Origin of the sequence: Fulvimarina fulva (assembly GCF_039652615.1) — a bacterium.
Lineage (GTDB): Bacteria > Pseudomonadota > Alphaproteobacteria > Rhizobiales > Rhizobiaceae > Fulvimarina.
The window spans coordinates 157,888-179,542 of sequence record NZ_JBDJAC010000001.1; the positions used below are offsets into that span (position 1 = coordinate 157,888).

18 protein-coding genes are annotated in these 21,655 nt (G+C 61.0%); 12 read left to right on the plus strand and 6 right to left on the minus strand.

Features of this window, described 5'->3' with window-relative positions; genetic code table 11:
• The 8 genes from ABDX79_RS00695 to lpxB all read left to right on the plus strand — a co-directional run bounded on the left by ABDX79_RS00695 (position 1) and on the right by lpxB (position 9,396).
• Positions 1 to 855 (plus strand): phosphatidate cytidylyltransferase, encoded by an 855-nt coding sequence (locus ABDX79_RS00695; RefSeq protein ID WP_346218338.1) that lies wholly within the window; start codon positions 1 to 3, stop codon positions 853 to 855.
• 267 nt (positions 856 to 1,122) lie between these two features.
• Positions 1,123 to 2,262, plus strand: coding sequence for an RIP metalloprotease RseP (gene rseP / locus ABDX79_RS00700; protein WP_346218339.1), 1,140 nt, complete (start codon positions 1,123 to 1,125; stop codon positions 2,260 to 2,262).
• Between the two features lie 192 nt (positions 2,263 to 2,454).
• Entirely contained in the window at positions 2,455 to 4,935 is a 2,481-nt protein-coding gene (gene bamA, locus ABDX79_RS00705) for an outer membrane protein assembly factor BamA (RefSeq protein ID WP_463671089.1), read from the plus strand.
• 96 nt (positions 4,936 to 5,031) lie between these two features.
• Positions 5,032 to 6,093 (plus strand): UDP-3-O-(3-hydroxymyristoyl)glucosamine N-acyltransferase, encoded by a 1,062-nt coding sequence (lpxD, locus tag ABDX79_RS00710; protein ID WP_346218341.1) that lies wholly within the window; start codon positions 5,032 to 5,034, stop codon positions 6,091 to 6,093.
• Positions 6,086 to 6,556, plus strand: coding sequence for a 3-hydroxyacyl-ACP dehydratase FabZ (fabZ, locus tag ABDX79_RS00715; RefSeq protein ID WP_346218342.1), 471 nt, complete (start codon positions 6,086 to 6,088; stop codon positions 6,554 to 6,556). The genes lpxD and fabZ overlap by 8 nt, the downstream gene beginning before the upstream one ends.
• Entirely contained in the window at positions 6,553 to 7,377 is an 825-nt protein-coding gene (gene lpxA, locus ABDX79_RS00720; RefSeq protein ID WP_346218343.1) for an acyl-ACP--UDP-N-acetylglucosamine O-acyltransferase, read from the plus strand. The genes fabZ and lpxA overlap by 4 nt, the downstream gene beginning before the upstream one ends.
• A 7-nt stretch (positions 7,378 to 7,384) precedes the next feature.
• A complete protein-coding gene (locus ABDX79_RS00725) occupies positions 7,385 to 8,242 on the plus strand; it encodes an LpxI family protein (protein WP_346218344.1) in 858 nt (285 codons plus the stop codon).
• Entirely contained in the window at positions 8,239 to 9,396 is a 1,158-nt protein-coding gene (gene lpxB, locus ABDX79_RS00730; protein WP_346218345.1) for a lipid-A-disaccharide synthase, read from the plus strand. Before ABDX79_RS00725 ends, lpxB begins: the two co-directional genes overlap by 4 nt.
• Positions 9,397 to 9,540: 144 nt before the next feature.
• Here lpxB and ABDX79_RS00735 read toward each other — a convergent pair whose 3' ends face one another.
• The 4 genes from ABDX79_RS00735 to ABDX79_RS00750 form a co-directional block, all read right to left on the minus strand.
• The gene (locus tag ABDX79_RS00735; protein WP_346218870.1) at positions 9,541 to 10,038 is read right to left on the minus strand and encodes an MFS transporter; all 498 of its coding nucleotides are present in this window, start codon (positions 10,036 to 10,038) and stop codon (positions 9,541 to 9,543) included.
• Positions 10,039 to 10,260: 222 nt separating this feature from the next.
• Entirely contained in the window at positions 10,261 to 10,866 is a 606-nt protein-coding gene (locus tag ABDX79_RS00740) for a glutathione S-transferase family protein (RefSeq protein WP_346218346.1), read from the minus strand.
• Between the two features lie 142 nt (positions 10,867 to 11,008).
• On the minus strand, positions 11,009 to 11,545 hold the full coding sequence (locus ABDX79_RS00745; protein ID WP_346218347.1) for a hypothetical protein: 537 nt from the start codon (positions 11,543 to 11,545) through the stop codon (positions 11,009 to 11,011).
• A gap of 78 nt (positions 11,546 to 11,623) precedes the next feature.
• Positions 11,624 to 12,457, minus strand: a complete 834-nt coding sequence (locus ABDX79_RS00750; protein WP_346218348.1) for a 23S rRNA (adenine(2030)-N(6))-methyltransferase RlmJ — start codon at positions 12,455 to 12,457, stop codon at positions 11,624 to 11,626.
• A 184-nt stretch (positions 12,458 to 12,641) separates the two neighbouring features.
• Here ABDX79_RS00750 and ABDX79_RS00755 point away from each other — a divergent pair, with 184 nt between their 5' ends.
• From ABDX79_RS00755 to ABDX79_RS00765, 3 genes are all read left to right on the plus strand, one after another.
• The gene (locus ABDX79_RS00755) at positions 12,642 to 13,751 is read left to right on the plus strand and encodes an alkene reductase (RefSeq protein ID WP_346218349.1); all 1,110 of its coding nucleotides are present in this window, start codon (positions 12,642 to 12,644) and stop codon (positions 13,749 to 13,751) included.
• Positions 13,752 to 13,928: 177 nt separating this feature from the next.
• Positions 13,929 to 16,088 (plus strand): DUF1217 domain-containing protein, encoded by a 2,160-nt coding sequence (locus ABDX79_RS00760; protein WP_346218350.1) that lies wholly within the window; start codon positions 13,929 to 13,931, stop codon positions 16,086 to 16,088.
• 155 nt (positions 16,089 to 16,243) lie between these two features.
• The gene (locus tag ABDX79_RS00765) at positions 16,244 to 18,376 is read left to right on the plus strand and encodes a molybdopterin oxidoreductase family protein (RefSeq protein ID WP_346218351.1); all 2,133 of its coding nucleotides are present in this window, start codon (positions 16,244 to 16,246) and stop codon (positions 18,374 to 18,376) included.
• A 104-nt stretch (positions 18,377 to 18,480) separates the two neighbouring features.
• Here the strand turns inward: ABDX79_RS00765 and purN are convergent, their stop codons facing one another.
• A complete protein-coding gene (purN, locus tag ABDX79_RS00770) occupies positions 18,481 to 19,188 on the minus strand; it encodes a phosphoribosylglycinamide formyltransferase (RefSeq protein ID WP_346218352.1) in 708 nt (235 codons plus the stop codon).
• Positions 19,185 to 20,246, minus strand: coding sequence for a phosphoribosylformylglycinamidine cyclo-ligase (gene purM, locus ABDX79_RS00775; protein ID WP_346218353.1), 1,062 nt, complete (start codon positions 20,244 to 20,246; stop codon positions 19,185 to 19,187). Before purM ends, purN begins: the two co-directional genes overlap by 4 nt.
• A 221-nt stretch (positions 20,247 to 20,467) precedes the next feature.
• Here purM and ABDX79_RS00780 point away from each other — a divergent pair, with 221 nt between their 5' ends.
• Positions 20,468 to 21,646, plus strand: a complete 1,179-nt coding sequence (locus tag ABDX79_RS00780; RefSeq protein ID WP_346218354.1) for an AI-2E family transporter — start codon at positions 20,468 to 20,470, stop codon at positions 21,644 to 21,646.
• The last annotated feature ends 9 nt before the right edge of the window (positions 21,647 to 21,655 follow it).

Genomic DNA, 21,655 nt, shown 5'->3' on the forward strand with positions numbered 1-21,655 from the left:
ATGGCCGAGCTGCTCAACCGCCTCAAGGCGATCAAGACCTGGGGCGATCTCAAATCGCGTGTCCTGTCAGCGATTCTTCTGATCATTCTTGTCGTCGTTCTGACCATTTTCGGCGGCTTCCCGTTCCGGATCCTGTGTGCCGTCATCGGCGTCATCGTCTTCGACGAGTGGTCGCGCATGACCCGGTCGTCGCGGCGGGCCGGACCGATCCATCCGTTCGCGAAGCGCTGCCTCTATCTCACGCTGCTTCTGTTTCTCTTCGGGCTCAACGGATTTGCGATTGCGGTTCTCGCCGCCGGCATGGCCTTCATCGCCTTTGTCGATCGCTTTGAGCGACGCGCGATGTGGACGCTCGGCGGCCTTCTCTATGCTGCGCTCGCCTCGCTGCCCCTCGGCTTTCTGCGATCCGATGATCTGACCGGGCTTATCGCGCTCGGCTTCGTCGCGGTTGTCGTCTGGGCGACGGACATCTTCGCCTATTTCACGGGCCGTAGCATTGGTGGACCGAAGCTGATGCGGTCGGTCTCGCCCAACAAGACGATTTCCGGTGCGCTCGGCGGGCTGGCGGCAGGCGTGATTTTCGCCGCCATCTATCTGGCCATCTTTGCGCCGCAGGTGAATTTTGCCCTTCTGGCGCTCGCGTCGGGTCTTTCGGTTCTCGGCCAGTGCGGCGATCTCTTCGAATCGTGGATCAAGCGACGGTTCGGCGTGAAGGACGCAGGTCGCATTATCCCGGGGCACGGGGGCGTCATGGACCGAATCGACGCACTGATCTTCGCCGCATCCGCTGCTTTTCTCGTCGGTGCCCTGAACGGCCACTTTTTCGAGCCCGCGCTCGGCCTTTTCAGCCGGTAACGATTTTGAAGAGCCTCCAGTATCTTTAGAAAACGGCTCATTGGCGCAATCGAATTTTACGCCGCGATGATATAGGCAAGGGCCAGATGCGGGGTGCGGGCGCTTCTGGCTGGTATTCCCCGTCTTTCGTCTGGATGCGTCGAGACCTGACGGGCATGGTCATGATGCTGGCCAGTTTCGGGCTTTAAACCTTCGCCGACAGGATGTGACGCTCTTGCGCGTTTATCCCTCAAGTCTCGGCTCATACGCGATCATGAGGTAACGTCGATGGAAAACGGGATTGGTCTGGGTGCGCTCTGGAGCGGCGGACTCATTTACATTGTTCCGTTTCTTTTCGTCCTGACGACAATCGTCTTCTTTCATGAACTCGGCCATTATCTCGTCGGACGCTGGTGCGGAATCAGGTCGCTTGCCTTTTCCGTCGGCTTCGGCCCGGAAATCGTCGGTGTGACCGACAGGCGCGGCACGCGCTGGAAGCTCTCGGCCATTCCCCTCGGCGGATACGTAAAGTTCTTCGGAGACGAGAGTGCGGCGTCCACACCCGACCGTGAAGCCGTTCAGACGATGACGGAAGAAGAGCGCCGCGAAGCGTTTCCGACCGCTTCCGTGGGGCGCCGCGCCGCAACCGTCGCAGCTGGGCCGATCGCGAACTTCATCCTCGCCATCGTGATCTTTGCGGGTGTCGCTTTCGTCAACGGCCGCACCGTCGCCGATCCGATCGTCGCCGATGTCGTCGAGGGCTCGCCAGCGGCGGCCGCGGGGTTCGAGCCGGGCGACCGGATCGAGGCGGTCGACGGAGAGGCGGTGACGTATTTTTCCGATCTGCAGAACTATGTGAGCGGGCATGGCGAAACTCCGCTCATTGTTACGGTCGATCGTGGCGGTCGCACGCTGCAGCTCGACGTGACTCCCAAGATCGAGGCGCGCGACGACGGATTCGGCAAAACGTATAACGTGCCGGTCATCGGACTGATCGCGAGCGGCGAGAAGTCGGCCTTCCGAACCGAAGAGCTCGGACCGATCCAGTCGCTTGGATACGGCGTGGAGCAAACGTGGTTCGTCACCACCCGAACCGTCCATTTTATCGGTCAGGTGATCACGGGCCGCCAGAATGCCGATCAGATCGGTGGTCCCATCCGGATTGCGCAGGTCTCTGGCGAGGTTTCCAATTTCGGACTGGGCGCGCTGCTCAATCTCGCGGCCCTTCTGTCTGTTTCGATCGGACTTTTGAATCTACTCCCGATTCCCATGCTCGACGGTGGCCATCTCCTGTTCTACGCCTTCGAAGCGGTGCGCGGGCGGCCGCTGAGCGAGAATGTTCAGGAGGTGGGATTCAAGATTGGCCTGGCTCTTGTCATGATGTTGATGGTGTTTGCATTCTGGAACGACCTGTCGGGGCTGACCTGAGGGTAGCTCTGCGTGGGAGGATTAACCATTGGTTCACCATGATCGAGGCGCGCGTGTTGTGAGAGCAACGGCGTTTCCAAAACGTCAATGGAGTTGGGCGAGTTTGCTTGCGTGGCATCGCGAAGTGGATACAAAAGGCCCAACGTCCGCGAATGATGACCCATGGTCAATGACGGGAAGGTGTGTGAGTCGATGAAGGCTGGACAAAACAAACTGCGAGCTTCGCTCTCGGCTGCATGTTCGACGGCAGCTCTGGCGTTCGCCGTTGTCGGCTTACAGGCGGCTTCGATCAGTCTCGCCGAAGCTGCCGTCGTGAACCGAATCGATGTGCGCGGCAATTCTCGGGTAGAAGACTCCACGATCCGGAGCTTCAGCCAGATCAGGACGGGCACGAACGTGACCGAGGCCGATCAGGATGCGATCGTCCAGCGGCTGTTCTCGACCGGAATGTTCTCCGATGTACGCGTCAGCCAGTCTGGCGGCACGCTGGTTATCGAAGTCTCCGAGAACGCCGTCGTCAATCAGGTACTCTTCCAGGGCAATTCCAAGCTCAAGGACGAGCAGCTGACGTCTCTGGTCAGGACGAGCCCGAGCGGCGCCTTCTCTCAGAGCCAGGTCGATGCCGACGTGGAGCGCATTCGCGAGGCCTATGCCAATATCGGTCGCGGCGACGCTCTGGTGAACGCGCAGGTGCAGCGGCTCGGCCAGGGCCGCGTCAACGTCATCTATACGATGCAGGAAGGTGACCGCACGACGGTCTCCCAGATCAACTTCGTCGGCAACAATTTCTACGGCGACTCGCGCCTGAAGCAGGTCATCGCCCTGCGCGAAAGCGGCATCCTGAGCTGGCTCCAGCGGAACGATGTCTATTCCGAGGATGGTTTGCGCTCCGACGAGGAGAAGCTTCGCCGCTTCTACTATAATCGTGGTTTCGCCGATTTCCGCATCATCTCTTCCAATGCCCAGCTCGATCAGGAGAGCAATTCCTATTTCATTACTTTCACGGTGGATGAGGGCGAGCGCTACACCTTCGGCAATGTCACGATTGATTCGACGATCCCCGAGGTCGATTCCGAGGCGCTCTATAGTGAACTCGAAACCTCTCCCGGCGATGTTTACAGCGCCGAGGATGTCGAGGAATCCATCGTCAATCTGACCGATCGGCTCGCCGGTTCCGGCTTTGCCTTCGCTCAGGTAACCCCGCGCGGCGACCGTGATTTCGCCAGCCGCACGATCGGCGTCAATTACGTGATCGACCAGGGCCCGCGCGCCTATGTCGAGCGTCTCGAAATTCGCGGCAACGAGAAAACGCGCGATTACGTTATCCGCCGCGAGTTCGATGTGTCGGAAGGTGACGCTTTCAATCAGGTCCTGATCCAGCGCGCCAAGCAGCGGCTGGAAGATCTCGGCTACTTCGAGTCGGTCAAGGTCTCGACCGCTCCCGGTGCCGAGCCGGACCGCGTGATCGTCATCATCGACGTCGTCGAGAAGCCCACGGGCGAGTTGTCGATCGGTGGTGGTTATACGACCGGCGGCGACAGCGAGGGCCCGGTGGCCGAGATTGGCGTGACCGAGCGCAACTTCCTCGGGCGTGGCCAGTTCATCAAGGTCTCGGCAGGCTTCGGCGCCGACTCCCGGAACTACAACCTGTCCTTCACCGAGCCCTATTTCCTCGGACAGCGGCTTGCGGTCGGCTTCGACATCTATCGCTCCGAATCGACGGCGGGCGATTACGACACAACCCGCACGGGTGGCGATATCCGCGTCGCGGCGCCAATCACCGAGAACCTCACGGCTCAGGTCGCTTACAATTACAAGCAGGAAGAATTCGGCGACGAGATCGGTCTCGATCTCTTCCGTCCGGACAATGGCCAGCGCTTCGTGGACGCAAGCGGCAATCCAATCCGCAGCACCTGCGGCGATCCGAACCCGGCCGCTTACACGAACACATTCAACGCAAATGTTCTCGACACGAACGCCGGCGTCGCACGGGCACCAAACTTCACGAATTCGCCGATCATCAATGAGGCGATCTGCGACAGCCCCTATTCGACGTCGTCGGTGTCCTACTCGCTCGTCTACAACACGCTCGACAATGCCCAGCAGCCACGCGAGGGCTTCTTCGTCCAGGCTGGCCAGGAATATGCGGGGCTTGGTGGCGATGCGGAATTCCTGAAGACGACCGCCAAGGCGAGCGCCTTTACGTTGATCAGCGAAGAATACGACCTGATCGGCTCGCTGTCGGCGACCGGTGGCCATGTCACCACGATCAACGGCGACGAGCTTCGCGTCTTCGACAACTTCTTCAAGGGCAAGGACCTTGTTCGCGGTTTCGAATCGAAGGGGCTTGGTCCGCGCCAGAACGGCGTCGCGATCGGTGGCACTCAGTATGCCGGTGCCCAGGCAGAGACGACGTTCCCGCTGCCGCTCGTGTCGCGCGATCTCGGTTTCCGCGGTGCGGTCTTCGCGGATGCCGGTACGCTCTGGGGCAGCCAGTTCGAAAACTACGCCGGTGTCGTCGGCACCGATGCGTCACTTCGCGCATCGGTCGGTGTTGGCCTGATCTGGGACTCCCCGTTCGGACCGCTGCGTGTGAACTATGCAGAACCGCTCGCCAAGGAAGATTTTGACGAGACCGAAGAATTCTCCTTCGGCTTCTCCTCGCGCTTCTAAAGCGTTAAGGACACATCATGCGGGCGCGGCCGTTTCGCTTTGCGAAGCGGTCGCTCTTGTTTGGTGGAAACAGATGATTGAGGTCGGGAAGGCATTATGGCCCCAGCCGAGTTCTTCCCACGCGGCGACGGAAAGACGATCGCCGAAATCGCCGAGTCTCTCGGTGCCGAGATTCGCAATGCGCCCGATTGGGATCGGCGCATAACTGGTATTGCCTCGCTGGACGAAGCCGGACCGGAAGACATCTCCTTCTTCGACAACGTGCGATATGCCGAGGATCTGCAGCAGACGCGGGCCGGATGCGTCATCCTATCGGCGCGCTACGGGTCGAGAAGCGTTCCTGAGGGAACGGCCGCACTCGTCACGAAACGAGCCGATCAGGCTTTCGCAAGTATCGGATGTATCCTGTTTCCGGCGGCCCTTTCTCCTCAGGCAGCTTCCGGCGAAACCGGTATCTCCGAGCGCGCCTCGATCCATGAAACCGCGCGGCTCGAGGCCGGCGTCATCGTCGAGCCCTTCGCGGTGATCGGTCCCCATGCCGAGATCGGGTCCGGGACCATTATCGGCGCGAATACGGTCGTGGCCGCCGGATGCCGGATCGGTCGCGACTGCCGCATCGGCTCGAACATAACCCTGTCTCACACCCTGATCGGAAATCGGGTCATCCTGCATCCGGGCGTTCAAACCGGGCAGGATGGCTTCGGCTATGTGGCTGGTGCGAGTGGGCTGAAAAAGACCGTTCAGATTGGTCGCGTCGTCATCCAGGACGATGTGGAGATCGGGTCGAACACGACGATTGATCGCGGCGCCATCCGCGACACCGTCATCGGCGAAGGGACGAAGATCGATAATCAGGTTCAGGTCGCCCACAATGTCGTCATCGGGCGTCATTGCGTCATCGTCGGACAGGTTGGTCTTTCCGGCAGCTGCACGCTGGAAGACGGCGTGATGATCGGCGGCCAGTCCGGGGTCAACGGTCACGTGACGGTCGGGCGCGGTGCCCAGATCGCCGGAGTATCGACGGTGCAGGGCGACGTTCCGCCGAACGCGCGATGGGGCGGCGTTCCAGCGAAACCGGTCAAGGAATGGTTCCGTGAAATCATGACGGTCACGGAGTTGGCAAAGAAGAGACGATCCGCAGGAAACAAAGATGAGTGACGCGCCCAAGGTGCTCGAAAGCGCCGATATCCTGAAAATCATGGAGGTGCTGCCGCACCGCTACCCTTTCTTGATGGTCGACCGGATCATCGAAATCGACAGCGATCGCTCGGCGATCGGGGTCAAGAACGTGACGGCGAACGAGCCGCACTTCATGGGGCATTTTCCGGGCAATCCGGTGATGCCGGGCGTTCTGATCATCGAGGGTATGGCCCAGACGGCGGGCGCGATCTGCACCATGAGCAAGGGCGAGTCAAAGCCGGCGGTCGTCTATTTCATGACGATCGACAACGCAAAGTTCCGCAAGCCGGTGGTTCCCGGCGACCGGCTTGAATACCACGTCGTCCAGTCGAAGAAGCGCGGCAATATCTGGAAGTTCGATTGCATCGCAAAGGTCGACGACGCGAAGGTTGCCGAGGCGACCGTCAGCGCGATGCTCGTACCCCACGAAGAGGTCGCATGACCGAGCTCAGTCAGTTGTCCGAAACATCCATTCACCCAACCTCCGTCGTCGAGGACGGGGCCGAGATCGGACCGGGCTGCGAGATTGGTCCATTCTGCCACATCGGACCTCAGGTGAAGCTCGGCGCAGGCTCGCGCCTGCGATCCCATGTCATTCTCTGGGGCAATACGGACATCGGCGAAAACGCGCAGATCTGGCCCTTCGCTTCGATCGGACACGCGCCGCAGCATTTGAAATATCGCGGCGAGGACACGAGGCTGATCATCGGCAAGAATGCCCTGATCCGCGAACATGTGACCATGAATCCGGGCACGATCCAGGGCCATTCGGAAACCCGGATCGGCGACAACTGTTCGTTCTTCACCGGCTCGCATGTGGCGCATGACTGCGTCGTCGGGAACAACGTGACGCTGATCAACAATGTGATGCTGGCCGGCCATTGCACCGTGGGCGACTTCGCGACCGTTGCCGGCGGATCTGGCATCCATCAGTTCACGCGGGTCGGCCATCACGCCTATGTCGGCGGATTGGCCGCCGTAGAGGGCGACGTAATTCCGTTCGGCATGGTGCTTGGAAACCGGGCTTACCTCTCGGGGCTCAACGTCATCGGCATGAAGCGCGCAGGCTTCAACCGGGAGGCGGTCCGCAATGTCCGGCGCGCCTATCGAATGCTGTTCTCCTTCGATCAGACCTTCAAGGAGAATTTCGACGAAGTGACGATGGAATTCCCGGAAGACCCGCTGGTCAACGATCTCCTCGGCTTCATCCGTTCAGGCGGAGACCGCTCGCTTTGTACGCCACGCCACGCGCCTGGTGCCTGACGGGATCATGGCAGAGGGCCGCGAGCGTCTTGGAATTGTGGCGGGCGGCGGCGGTCTGCCCATGATCGTCGCCAATGCCGCGGCCGAGAAGGGGATGGAACCGGTCTTCGCACTGTTTTCCGATGGTTTGACGAATGCGTCCATCAAGGGGCGGTCCCGCGCTTTTGCATGGGGGAGAACGGGCGATGCGATCGAATGGCTGAAGGCGGAAGGCGTGCGCAAGCTGGTCTTTTGCGGGACGATTTCGAGCCGGCCGGATTTCCGCTCCGTCATTCCGTCGCTCAAGACGCTGAAGCGCCTGCCGCGTGCCTTCCGGATCGTGAGGGGCGGAGACGACCGGCTGCTCCGCAATCTCTCGCGTTATCTCGAAAGCGAAGGTTTCGATCTGTTGCCGGTTCAGGCGATCGCGCCCGAACTGCTCGCGCCGGAAGGCGTCGTGACGGCCCGGGCGCCGACGATGGCGGAGGAGGCGGCCCTGTCGCTGGCCCACCGCGCGGCGACGGCACTTGGGCTCCTCGATGCAGGGCAAGCGGTGATCGCCTCCAATGAGCGGATCATCGCGATGGAGGGGATCGAGGGAACGCGTGCCATGATGCGTAGGGTCGCCGAGTATCGTGCCGCTCGAAAGATCGGGCGCGGCGAACGTCTCGCCCTCGTCAAAGCCGTGAAGCCGGGTCAGGATCGACGATTCGATTTGCCGAGCATCGGCGTCCAGACGATCGACGAAGCCGAGGCCTCCGGCATTACCGCGATCGGGGTGTCTGCCGGAGAAAGCCTCATCCTCGGTTTCGATGACGTCGTCGATCGGGCAAACGCGGCAGGACTTGCGATCAAGGGACTGACGAACGGGGCGGAGCCAGTATGACGAAGATCGCTTTCATCGTTGGCGAGCCCTCGGGCGACCGGATCGGTGCCGATCTCATCACTCATCTCCGGGCCAAGCTTGACGATGAACTCGAGATCTTCGGGCTCGGCGGCGAGGCGATGGAGGCGGAGGGGCTGAAGAGCCTCTTCGATATAGACGAGCTTTCGATTATCGGCGTCGGCGCCATCGTATCGAGGCTGCCGCAATTGATGCGCCGTGTCTCTCAAACCGCGAAGGCCGTCATCGAGTGGGAGCCGGACGCGCTCGTCGTCATCGACAGCCCGACCTTTTCCCACCGCATTGCCAAGCGGTTGCGCAAGGCAAAGCCGCATATCCCCATCATCAATTATATCCCGCCGACGGTCTGGGCATGGCGCGAAGAGCGCGCGGAGAAGATGCGGGCCTATATCGACCACGCGATCTGCAGCTTTCCGTTCGAGCCTGATTTCTATTCGCGGCTGAACGGCCCGCCGGCGACCTATGTTGGCCATCCGTTTCTGAAGGAACCGCGCCTCGCGCCTCTCCTCGAAGCGCCGCTTGGGACGCGGCCAGTCAATGATCCGCCGCGCCTTGTGATTCTGCCGGGATCGCGCCGGGGGGAAATCGACCGCTTGCTCGATGATTTCGGCATGACATTCCAGCGGCTGAACGAGATGCTGCCCGGAATCGAAGCCGTGATCCCGACGCTGCCGCGCCACCGGGCGCGGATAGAGGCCGATGTCTCCATGTGGAAACACCAGCCGCGGATCGTGACGGGGCATGACGAGCGGTGGGCTGCCTTCGCCTCGGCAGATGCTGCGCTCGCGGCATCCGGTACGGTGTCACTTGAGCTGGCGCTTGCCGGTATCCCGATGGCGCTCGCCTATCGCCTCGATCCGATCGGCTACCGTTTTCGCCATCTGATCACGGCGTGGACGGCGGCCCTGCCGAACTTCATCGCCGGCCATCCGCTCGTTCCTGAGCATTTCCATGAGATCGTCAGGCCCGAACATCTGGCGCGCCGGATGGAACGCCTTCTCACCGATACACCGGAGCGCCGGGCGCAGATCGAGGGCTTCAGGGACATCCGCGAGAAGATGACGATCGAGCGAGCGCCGGGCGAAGCGGCGGCTGAGATCGTTCTTGATGTGATGCAGAAGAGCGAAAGGCGATAAGATCGGCGGATGCCGTGTTACGCCCCTCGTCGCCTTCTGCCCGCGCTCGAAGCCGGGCGGGGGGTGGTCTTCGTACGACCTATGCCGTGTCAGGGCGGTGAAAGATGAGTGTTACGATCACGGAGGATGCCGCAAGGCCTGACATCAGCATGAACGCTTCGGCGAAACCGCCGGTTGTCCCACGATCCAGCCCGTGAGGGCAGGCGCCAGGAAGCCGGAGATGGCGAAGCCGAAGTCCATGATGCCGAGCGCGGTGGCGGATCGGTCGCGGGCGACATCGATATTGACGGCGTAGAATGCGGCGTTTGCGCCCATGGACGAAGCCACGGCGATGGAGATCAGGATCAGCGCAAGCGTGAGATTGTCGGTGAAGGCGACGGGCAGGATCACGAGCGCAGCAAGAGCTTGCGTTGCCGCGATCAGATAGCTTCGTGCGATGCGGAGCTTGCCGGTGCGACGCAGCAGCCTGTCCGACAGATTGCTGAGAAACAGCAGAATAGTGGCAGCGGCAAGCCAAGGGGCGACGGAGAACCATCCGACGCTGGTGATCGAGAGTTTGAAAGTCTGTTCCAGATATCCTGGCAGCCAGGACATGAAGAAAAACAGAAAATAGCCGAAGACGAAGAACGCCCAGCGCGGCAGAGACGCATCTTTGAAATTCTATGTTGTGATGGGATGAAACGGTGTCGGATGAGCCGCTTGTCGGACGGGACGTGACTCCGAGAGCGACTCATCTGAGCGGCGGAACGTCAACGGACAACGGAAAGCGCGGGTTTGAAGATCCGCCGGTAGCACGCGCGGCCGGTAATACGCCGCCCGGCTCAAGCAGCCGGGCGGCTTTATCATGTGATCAGAGGCGTCTGTTCAGCCTTGCGGCAGATGCGGCTTCTTGGCTGCAATCTCGGGATGGTCTTCGAAGACCCGATCGGCCCAGGCGGTGAGTTTGGGCGCCTGTTTCGCAACCTTCCCCTCGAAGCGAAGATCCATCCAGCTCAGGAGCGCGCCAAGCGCGCAGTGGCCCAGGCCGACATCGTCGCCAAGATCGTCCAGATGGTCTTCGAGCCATGTCAGCCCGCGATCGGCCTTGGCCATCTGGCGGTCTGTCCAGCCGGGATGCCTCTTGTCCTCGGGCCTGTAGCGGACCTCGTAAATGCACAGAGCCAGCGCATCGGTCACGCCCGTCACGGCGGCATCGTAAGTTCTGATCTTGCGAAAATCCTCGACCGTTTGCGGGATCAGCTGGTTGCCGCTCATCCGGTCGAGGACCTCGCAGATCACCGAACTGTCGAAGACGGCATCGCCATTTTCGAGAATCAGGGCCGGGATCTTGCCGAGCGGATTGGCGGTGTTGAGAAGATCCGAATTACCGACGAAGTCGACCGTTTCCATGTCGAGTTCGATGCCGGCGACGACGCCGGCCATCCGGACCTTGGCAACAAATGGCGAAGCGGGTGCACCCAAGAGCCGCATGTTCGATCTCCTTCATGCCGGATCGTCGCCGGCGCATGTTCCATTCGCGTGAAGCAAGCGACGACAATCCTCTCGCCATCGTCCGCTGGCGAGGGAGAATAGGAAGCAGGGCCGATGCGTAAAGTCGCGAAACCGGTTCGGTCTATTTCGAAACGTAGCCGTATCCGGTGCGAGCTTCCGGCGGGAAACGGCGCAGCGACTGGCAGTTCGCGCCATAGACATGCCATTCGTCGAGACCGAGGACGCAGCCTTCTGCGCGCCAGGCCTTGACCGGCGAAAACATGCCGAGCCATCCACCGGCCGCCGCATAACCCATTGGATACTCGATGATATAGTAAATCGTGCGGCGCTGGTGATCCGAGATCAAAGCCGTGCCCTGGCACCAGCGGCGCTCGATCGGCTGCGGCGAGGGGATCTCATCGGTCAGGATCTGCGGCGCATAGGCCTTCTCGTGCATGTTCGAGAATTCGAGGATTTCAAGTTTGGCTTCCAGCACGCGCGGCGCGCCATATTCAAACTGATCCTCGACCTCCGCGAGAACCTCGGGATTGTCGCATTGGGGCACGAGCGATTCTACTCGCTGCTGCGGCGCCATCTGAAGATCAGCAGCGCTTGCGCTGCCGGCCATCGCGCTCAGAGCCATCGCTGCTGCAAGAAATCCGGTGGTGATCTGACGCATCGGTCCGTCCATTCTCTGATCCGCAATCTTATGAAGACGATAGCACGCGTGATGGTGTGCATGCGGCCTTGAGCCGGCTCACTTCAGCGTAAAAACTCGCGCTGTTGCCGATCCGTCTCTCTCCAGCGCTGGCAAGAGACGCTCGACGATCGTTCGCGCTTCCCCTGCAAAGACGAATGGCGGGTTGATGACGGCAAGACCTGTTCCCAGAAATTGCTCGCTTTCGGCATTCTCTGCGGCGATTCTCGCCTCGACCGCTAATGCTTCATCTGGCGCAAGGGCGGCTATTCCTGAAAGAAGCTTGTCGACGAGCGCCCTGCGCTTGATCGGATACCAGACGGCATAGGTGCCGCCGCGCCAGCGGGTGAGGGCCTTTTCCAGTCCGGCAAGAATATCGTCCACCTCACTCGTCTTCTCGAAAGGCGGATCGATGAGAACGAGCCCGCGCTTTTCCTTCGGTGGCAGATGGGCGCCGAGAGCGAGCCAGCCATCAAGTTCGATCGCTTTGACCTGGACATCGCCGGCGAAGAGCTCGCGGAGCGCGGTGCTATCCTCGGGATGAAGCTCGTAGGCGGAAAGCCGGTCGACCCCGCGCAGGCAGTGCCGCGCGATCAGCGGCGAGCCGGGATAGAAGCCAGCCTCCAGATCCGTGTCGATCGCCTCGAAATAGTCGGCGAGCAGAGGTTCGCGTCTGAGCTCTTCATTAGCCGCGATCCTGAGGATCCCCGCCTGCGCCTCGCCCGTGCGCGCCGCCTCGCTGGAATTGAGATCGTAGCGGCCCCGGCCCGCATGGGTATCGAACACCCGGAACGGTTTCTCCTTGCGCTTCAGATAGGCGATCAACCGGGTCAGCAGCGCATGTTTCACGACATCCGCGAAATTTCCGGCGTGAAAGGCGTGGCGGTAGTTCAAAGCGGACTCCGGCTTGCAGATCTGGATGGGTTGAAACCCACGGAACGAAAGGTTCCCGCTTTTGCACGTTTGGCTACGCTGCGTTCAAGCCCTGGCATAGATCGCTTGGCGGCCCACATCTCAAGCAAATGAACAGTGCGCTGCACAATTCTTCAGCTGCACGATGCTTCAGTGGAGATATCCAATGACAAATTCCAAGCTTTTCGACTCGTTCGATCTCGGTCCGAACCATCTCGCCAACCGGATCGTCATGGCGCCGCTGACCCGCTCGCGTGCGGGAGAGGGCGACAGCCCGGTGGACATGCATGCCACCTATTATGGCCAGCGCGCATCTGCCGGCCTGATCATCGCGGAAGCGACGCAGATCACGAACGAAGGCAAGGGTTATGCCTGGACGCCGGGGATCTACTCCGACCAGCAGGTCGCCGGTTGGAAAAAGGTGACCGACGAGGTTCATGCGAAGGGCGGCAAGATCTTCCTTCAGCTCTGGCATGTAGGCCGGATTTCTCATCCGGACCTCCAGCATGACGGTAAGCTTCCTGTCTCGGCCTCGGCAATCAAGCCGGACCAGCAGGCCTTTACCGAAGATGGCTTCAAGGACATCCCGACCCCGCGGGCGCTTGAAACAGACGAGCTGCCGCGCGTCGTCGCCGATTATGTGAAGGCGGCGGAGAACGCGAAAAACGCCGGTTTCGACGGCGTCGAGGTGCATTCGGCGAATGGCTATCTCCTCGACCAGTTCCTGCAAGACGGGACCAACAAGCGCGAGGACCAGTATGGCGGATCGGTCGAGAATCGGATGCGTTTCCCGCTCGAGGTGGTCGACGCCGTCGTAAAGGTGTGGGGCGCCGATCGCGTCGGCATTCGCATCTCGCCGGAAAGCGGTGCGAACGATGTGTCGGAAAGCGATCCGAAGACGCTGTTCATGACCTATGTCCGTGAACTCTCCGCCCGCAAGCTTGCCTATCTCCATGTGATCGAGGGCAAAATCTGGGACGACCGTGATAATCAGAAGGTTTCGAGCGCCGAGCTGCGCGAGGCATTCGACGGCGTCTTCATGGGTAACAACCAGTACGACAGGGAAACAGCAATCGAACGCGCCGACAGCGGCAAGGTGGACCTTGTCTGCTTCGGTCGTCCGTTCATCTCGAACCCCGATCTCGTCGAGCGCCTGAAGATCGATGCACCGCTGAACGAGCCCGACAAGGACACATTCTACGGTGGTGGCGAGGAAGGCTACACTGACTACCCGTTCCTCTCGGATGAGCAGCGCGAGAAGGCCGAGGCGGCGTAAATCCACCGCCGGCCTTTTTAAAGATAGAACCAACCGGACGGGTGCGCGAAAAATCGCGTGCCCGTTCGTATTTCATCAATAGAAACTTATTGCGTTAAGCTGGAGGTCTGATTCGCTTGCTAGTCTCTCCTCGATTGTTGCCACAGCCCAGGCATCGAGAGGCTTTTGTAGCGAACCATGCTGTCGACCCTAGAGACCTTCCGGCTTTATACTCGCGATACGACGCGGATCATGAATCGGATCGAGGCCGATCCTGCGAACAAGCGGCAGATCGAGTACTACAAAGCGAATATCGGCAAGGTGTCGTCCGTCAAAGAATTTATGGGCGATTACCAGCTCTATTCCTACGCGATGACCGCGTTCGGTCTTGAGGAGCAAATCGAGTCGCGCGGACTGATCCGCAAGATTTTGGAAAGCGACATCGCGGACCCGAAAAGCCTCGTGAACAAGATTGGCGACGACCGCTACCGGGAGCTCTACGAAGCCTTCAACTTCAAGTCGAATGAAGCGGCCGCCAAAGTCTCGGCCCAGTCGATGGCGCAGACCGATCGGACGAAGGAAGCCTATTCGCTTCATCGCGTCAGTGCTGCCAACGCCGTAAAAAAGCAGATCGATGACTATCGTGCGTCGATTGATAGCATTTCCACCATCGACCAGTTCCTCAGAAATGACAGCGTCTTCAAGACCGCTCTCACTGCGGCAGGGCTCGATCCGGACATCGCGTCGAAATCCTTCATTCGCGATCTGATGACCGGGAATCGCACGAGCGAAGACGACCGCTATGTTGCTCTGAAGTCGATGTTCGACTTCCAGGCGGATGGCACTGCCGGAGCGAACGGCGCGCAGTCGGCGATCGAGACGAACGAAACCATCCGTCTTTTCTATGAAGAGAAGGATCTCGTCTCCAGCGTGTCGTCGGCGCTGAACGACATCGATTACTGGAAGCTGCGCATGCCGTCAGTCTCCACGGCCGACGAGCTGACCCAGGACCGGCGACTTCTGGAGGTCGCGCTCTATTCCGTCGGCATCGACGCCAGCATTCAATCCTCGTCCTTCGTCTGGAAGATCTTGACCAGCGATATCGAAGACCCGAACAGCGCCTGGGGCAAGATGAAGGAGGGGACGGAGGAGGAAAAAGCCCTCAAGATCAAATACGGGCAGCTCAATCAGCTGTTCCAGTTCGAGGCCGATGGATCATTGCCGGCGGGCGCAGAAAGCGCTCTCGCTCCAGGCAAGGAAGACGCGCTTTTCGATGGTTACCTCGAAGGCAATGTTGATCGGGCGGTCTCCACTGATCGTGCCGCGACCTCGGTCTACACGGCGATCATGGCCAATGTTCAGACCGTGACCCAGTTCGTTCGAACGCCTTCGGTTTACGAATACGCGTTGAAGGCGTTCGGCATCGACCCGACGCGTGTTTCGCGAAGTGAGATCGTTGATGTTCTGCGCAGCGATCCGGGCAATCCGAACTCGTTCGCCGTTCGCTCCGGCGATGAACGATACGTGGCCCTCGCGGCGGCCTTCAACTTCGATGAAAGCGGAAAGATCGCGCAGAAGCGGACCGCGCAGGAAGACAAGCCGTTCGCCGACACGATCGCCCGTTTCACGGAGAGCTATGGCGAGAAACCGAGCGAGGCCGACAAAAAGGATGCGGACGCGAAGACGGACGCCTATCGTCGTGCACTGGCCGATGTGGTGACGGTCTCCGATTTCGTGAACAACAAGACAATTGTCGACTATATCACGGCCGCTTTCGATCTCAGCGATCTCAAACTGGACCCGCAGGAACTCGCCGACATCCTCACCAGCGATTTCGACGATCCGGAGAGTGTCGTGAACAAGATGGACGATCGACGGGTGGCCGAGCTTCGCGGGGCCTTCAACTTCAATACGTTCGGCGGGATCAATCGGCCGTCGGCTGCGATCCAGAGCCTTTCCGATCGGATGAAGGTCGACGATCTGTTTCTGAGGCAGAAGTTCGAAGAAGATGCAGGCGCTGAAAGTGAAGGGGCACGTCTCGCGCTGTACTTCAAACGCTCTGCCGCCGACATCAAGAACGCCTACGATATTCTCGCGGATCCAGCTCTCCTGAAAGTGGTTCAGACCGCGGTCGGGCTTCCGTCCGAGTCCGGGCAGGCGGATATCGAAGTTCAGAAGCGAACGCTGGAAAAGCGGATCGATCTCGAGAGCCTTCAGGACCCTGAAGATCTGTCGCGGTTCATAACGCGTTTCGTCACACTCTACGACCTTGAAAACGGAGGAGGATCGGGTGGATTCAATCCTGCCGCGATCCTCCTGGGTGGTGGAGGGGGCGGAGGCCTCGCCGGCTTCTTCTGATCCTTCCTTCGAACGGCTTAATCCGCCGCGATCGGCTGCGCTTTGAGGCCGGTCGATCGCGAACGCGGGCAGATGCGTAGAGCATTGCGGAAATTGATCGCTTCCATCACCCAAACCCGTTGGGCAGCTTCGGGTCGCGGTGCTAGAACGGGTGCATGAACAAGCCGCTTCCCGCCTCCATCGGTCATTCCGCCTGTCCCCACGACTGTCCGTCTACCTGTGCGCTCGACATCGAGGTCGATCCGTCGGGCCGGATCGGGCGCGTTCGTGGTGCCGCCGATAACAGCTACACGGCCGGCGTCATCTGCGCCAAGGTCGCGCGCTATGCCGAGCGGCTCTACCACCCGGACCGGCTGATGAAGCCGCTGCAGCGCGTGGGTGAAAAGGGCGAGGGCGACTGGCGAGAGATCAGCTGGGACGATGCCCTCGATCTCATCGCAGAGAGGTTCCTTGCCGCCGAGCAACGATATGGTGCCGAAACCATCTGGCCCTACTTCTATGCCGGAACCATGGGGCTCGTTCAGCGCGACGGGATCAAGCGCCTGACCCATGCCAAGCGCTATTCCAATCAGTTCTCAACGATCTGCACCAATATGGCCTGGACCGGCTGGGCGATGGGGACAGGCGCTATGCGCGGCGTCGATCCACGCGAGATCGCGCAATCCGATTGCGTCGTGATCTGGGGCACGAATGCGGTTGCGACGCAGGTCAATGTGATGACCCATGCCGCAAAGGCGCGAAAGACGCGTGGCGCGAAGATCGTCGTTATCGATATCTACGACAACGCGACCATGCAACAGGCCGATCTCGCCCTCAAACTGCGGCCCGGCACTGATGCTGCGCTGGCCTGCGCGCTGATGCATATCGCCTTCCGAGACGGGACTGCTGACCGCGCCTATCTTGCCCGTTACACCGACGATCCCGAGGGCCTTGAAGCCCATCTTGTGTCGCGCGGGCCGGACTGGGCCGCCGCGATCACGGGGCTATCGGCCCAGGAGATCGAGGATTTCGCCGCGCTCATCGGCCGGACGCCGAAGACGTTTTTCCGGCTCGGCTACGGCTTTACCCGCCAGCGCAACGGGACGGCGGCGATGCATGCAGCCCTTTCTGTGCCGACCGTCTACGGACACTGGCAATATGAGGGCGGCGGCGCGTTCCATTCCAACAGCGGCATCTTCGGCATCGACCAGGGGCTGATCACGGGCGAGGCGGCGAGAGATTCTGACGTGCGCCATCTTGACCAGAGCCGCCTCGGGGCCGTGCTCGCCGGTGGGGCGGATGCACTGTTCGGCGGTCCGCCGGTGACGGCGATGCTCGTCCAGAACACCAATCCGGCCAATGTGTGCCCCGACCAGAGTAAGGTTGTCGCGGGCCTGAAGCGCGAGGATCTGTTCCTGGCGGTCCACGAACAGTTCATGACCGATACGGCGAAGCTCGCCGATCTCGTCATTCCCGCGACGATGTTCCTCGAGCATGACGACATCTATCGGGGCGGGGGGCAGAGCCATATCGTTCTCGGGCCAAAAATCACCGAGCCGCCTCAAACGGTGCGGACCAATCACTTCGTCGTGGAAGAACTGGCAAAGCGCCTTGGCGTGTCCGATCGGCCCGGCTTTGGCTTGAGCGAGCGCGACCTGATCGACGACCTTCTTGTGCGGTCAGGATTAGAGCGCGATTTTTCCGAGCTTTCCGAGGAAAAGTGGGTCGACAAGTCCGTTCCGTTCGAGGACGCGCATTTCCTGAACGGCTTCGGCCACGCGGACGGGAAATTTCGCTTCAAGCCGGATTGGACCGGCACGCCCGCGCCGAACCGTCCGCCGTCCTCGATCGGGGTATTGGGGCCCGCCGGAGAGCTTCCAGCCTTTCCCGATCATGTGGAGATCGTCGAGGCACCTGACGCCGTGCACCCTTATAAGCTCGCGACGTCGCCTGCACGCCAGTTTCTCAATTCCTCCTTCGCCGAGACGAAGGGCTCGCGCTCGCGGGAGGGCGGGCCTGTGCTGATGCTTCATCCGGAGGATGCGGCGCGCGAGAAGCTGCCGGATGGGGCGATCGTTAAGATCGGGAACGCGCGCGGCACGGTCCGTCTGCCGGTCAGGGTCACCGATAGCGCGAAGCCCGGCGTCCTGATTCACGAGGGCCTCTGGGCGAATTCCGATTTTCTCGAAGGCGAGGGCATCAATGTCCTCACCGGCGCTGATCCGGTCGCGCCTTATGGTGGCGCGGCGTTTCACGACACGGCCGTTTGGCTGCGCCCTGATCCGACGAGAGAGCCCAAAGACGCCTGATACATCCCGTATATGGGGGTTGCTGCACGCCGGCGGGGAGGCGAAGCTTCCCGCTGTTGGTCCTCGGAGATAAAAAGCCGCAACCTCATTCTTGTTGCGAGCTATTATCCCCGTCTTGCATCCGGTGACACGAGGATCGATGTCCCGTTGCCGAAACGCGTCGGCTCCGCATCGGCTTCAAGGGGCGGGTTCGTCCGGATGATCACCCGCCCGTTCGAGAGGCGCGCATTGCCTTCGAGAACCAGCCGCAGAGCGTGTGGATAAAGCCGGTGTTCAGCAAGCAAAAGACGATCGGCCAGCGCGTCCGGCGTATCGTCCGGCTCGATCGCAATGGCTGCCTGGGCGATGATCGGTCCCTCGTCCATGCCCTCGGTCACGTAATGCACCGTGCAGCCATGGACCCGCATACCAGCTTGAAGCGCACGGGTGTGCGTGTCGAGACCGGGAAACAGCGGCAGGAGCGAGGGGTGGATGTTGATCATCCGCCCGGCGAAATGGCGGACGAAATCGGGCGTCAAAAGACGCATATATCCGGCGAGACAGATGAAGTCCGGCTTCAGTGCATCAAGTTCGGATCTCAGCGCCGCCTCATGATCTTCGCGGCTTGCAAAATCGCGGTGATCGATCGCGCTGGCCGGAATGTCGTACCGTCTGGCGGTATCGAGTCCTTTCGCATCGGGCCGGTTTGAGATCACGCCGACGATCCGGCCGGGATAGCTCGGATTCATGCACGCTGCGATCAGCGCACTCATATTCGAGCCGCGCCCGGATATGAGGACGACGATGCGCTTCGGATCGGTTGCGGCGGTCACAATGCCAGCTCGCCGTTGAAGGTGACGGCCTCACCCTTGTTCTGAAGGATACGGCCGAGGAGCACGACCTCCTCACCGGCCGATTGCAGCATGGCGCTGACGGCCGCAGCTTCACCTTCCGCCACGACGATAGCCATTCCGATCCCGCAATTGAAGGTCCGCAGCATTTCGTGTTTCGGCATGCCGCCCTGCTTGGCGAGCCAGCCAAAGACGGGTGGGACCGGAACGCTGCCGAGATCGATATCGGCCCGAAGGCTTTCCGGCAAAACGCGGGGAATGTTCTCGACGAATCCGCCGCCGGTGATGTGGGCCAGCGCCTTCACTGCGCGCGACTTTTCGAACACGTCGAGCAGGGGTTTGACGTAGATTCGCGTCGGCTCGAGGAGTGCCTCGCTCAGCGACCGGTCTTTGTCGAAGGGAGCCGGATCGCCGTAGGAAAGTCCCGCCTGTTCGACGATCTTGCGAACGAGCGAATAGCCGTTCGAATGCACGCCGGAGGATCGCAGGCCGAGAATGATGTCGCCCTGTTCGAGATCGCCCGAGGGCAGCAGCCGGTCGCGCTCCACCGCGCCTACCGAAAAGCCCGCGAGATCGTAGTCGTCGCCCGCATAAAGACCCGGCATTTCGGCGGTCTCGCCGCCGATCAGCGCGCAGCCGGCCTGGCGGCACCCTTCCGCGATCCCTTTGACGATCGCCTCGCCCTGGGCGGGATCGAGCTTGCCGGTGGCGAAATAATCGAGAAAGAACAGCGGCTCGGCACCCTGGACGACAAGATCGTTGACGCACATGGCCACAAGATCGATGCCGATGGTGTCGTGCCGGTTGGCTTCGATGGCGACGCGCAGTTTGGTGCCGACACCGTCATTTGCCGCAACGAGCAGCGGATCGCTCATGCCGAGTGCCTTGAGGTCGAACAGCCCGCCGAATCCGCCGATCTCGCCATCCGCTCCCGCACGGCGGGTGGAGCGCACATGGGGTTTGATCCGCTGGACAAGTTCGTTGCCGGCATCGATGTCGACACCGGCATCGCGGTAGGTGAGGTGGTTCGAATCCGCCATGTCAGTCTTCCCTGTTTGAGCCTGAAGTGCCACGGAAGAGCGTGACCGGGCAAGCCGATGTGCGCCGCAGCATCAAGAGCGGGCGCGAAAAGCCTGAGGATATCCGCTGGGCAAGCCTGTCCATGAGGATAATTCTTGCGTCGCAAAGGCGATCTCTCGCCAAGCGGCGCCATGGCGTTGTAACATGAATGCCGACCTGAGACTGGGGAACAAAGCTCGATATGCCCGATCAGAACGCCGTCTTCTGGAGACAGGTCTATTTCTGGTGCGCTGCAGCAATCCTGTTCGTGCTCAGTATCTGGCTTTTCTCGTCCATTCTCCTGCCGTTCGTCCTCGGCATGGTAATCGCTTATCTGCTGGATCCCGTGGCCGACTGGTTCGAGCGGCGCGGCCTTTCGCGGCTGATGGCGACGACGGTGATTCTCGTTCTCTTCGTCGTTTGCTTCATCGCGGCGATTCTCATCATCGTGCCGGTGGTGTCCTCGCAGGTCGTCAATCTGGCCGAGCGCGTCCCCGATTATCTCGATCGGCTGCAGGACTTCGCGATCGCCGCGCGCTCGGGCCCGCTCGCTTTTCTCTTCACATCGGAGGAATCGACGCTGGAGCAGGATTTCGCCCAGCTCGTCTCCGATTCGACGAGCGTGATCACATCCTTCCTTTCCTCAGTGTGGTCGTCCTCGCTCGCTTTCGTGAATTTCGTATCGCTCTTCGTCGTGACGCCAGTGGTGGCGTTCTACCTCCTGCTCGACTGGGACAGGATGGTGATGAAGGTCGACAACTGGCTGCCGCGGCAGCATCAGAGCACGATTCGGCGGATCGCTCGCGATATCGATCTTTCGGTCGCCGGCTTCGTGCGCGGACAGGGCAGTGTCTGCCTGATCCTCGCCACCTTCTACGCAGTCGGCCTGACCCTCGTCGGATTGAACTTCGGACTCCTCATTGGCCTCTTCGCGGGTCTGATCTCCTTTATTCCCTATATCGGCTCGATGCTCGGGCTCGTTTTGTCCATCGGTGTCGCGCTCGTCCAGTTCTGGCCGGACTGGCCGTGGATCATCGCCGTCGCGGCGGTCTTCTTTACGGGGCAGTTCTTCGAGGGGAACATCCTGCAGCCCAAGCTCGTCGGCGCATCGGTTGGCCTGCATCCCGTATGGCTGATGTTCGCGCTCTTCGCCTTCGGCGCCCTGTTCGGGTTCGTCGGCCTCCTGATCGCTGTCCCGGCGGCGGCGGTCGTCGGCGTGCTCGCCCGCTTCGGGATCACGAAATATCTCGACAGCGAGATGTATCACGGTCCATCGGTGAGCCTGACCGAGGCAAAGAGCATCGAGGGCGGGAAAACGAGCGATGCGCGCGTGACTGCGGGCGACAGCCCTGCGAACCGGATCGAACACCAGAATTCGTGACGGCGACCC